The sequence below is a fragment of the Lactobacillus sp. UMNPBX15 genome (assembly GCF_002553785.1).
GTDB classification, from domain to species: Bacteria; Bacillota; Bacilli; order Lactobacillales; family Lactobacillaceae; genus Lactobacillus; species Lactobacillus crispatus.
Genome location: NZ_PCYV01000110.1, coordinates 1 through 368, shown reverse-complemented (window position 1 = coordinate 368; position 368 = coordinate 1). Strand labels below are relative to the sequence as shown.

The window sequence follows — 368 nt, the reverse complement described above, 5'->3', positions numbered from 1 at the left end:
ACGCCGACAAACATACCGCCATTGTAAATGATTCCGGAGATGCTGCCACCTGTAATATTCATGCTGCTAAGCAAAATTGGTAAGAAAATACTAATACCAAAGAATGAAAATGCTTGGCAAGCATAAAAGATACCACCAACTAAAGTGCGGCGTAAATATTTCTTAGAGAATAAAATTCCCCAGGCAATATCTTTAGGCGCTTTCTTTTTCATAAATCGTTTAGGCAAGCGCCATTTGTGTCCCATGTGTTTACTAATGATTTTGTTTGCTTTCTTAACTTTACCTTTACTTGCGAGCCAAGTAGGAGAAGCGGGAAGCGGAAAGAAACTTCGGAATAAAGCGGTAATAATTGCTGGAACGGCACCGGT

1 protein-coding gene is annotated in these 368 nt (G+C 39.9%); it reads right to left on the bottom strand.

Features of this window, described 5'->3' with window-relative positions:
* Positions 1–368 (bottom strand): MFS transporter (locus CP366_RS10505; RefSeq protein WP_143469323.1); only part of this gene is annotated, 368 nt, incomplete at both ends.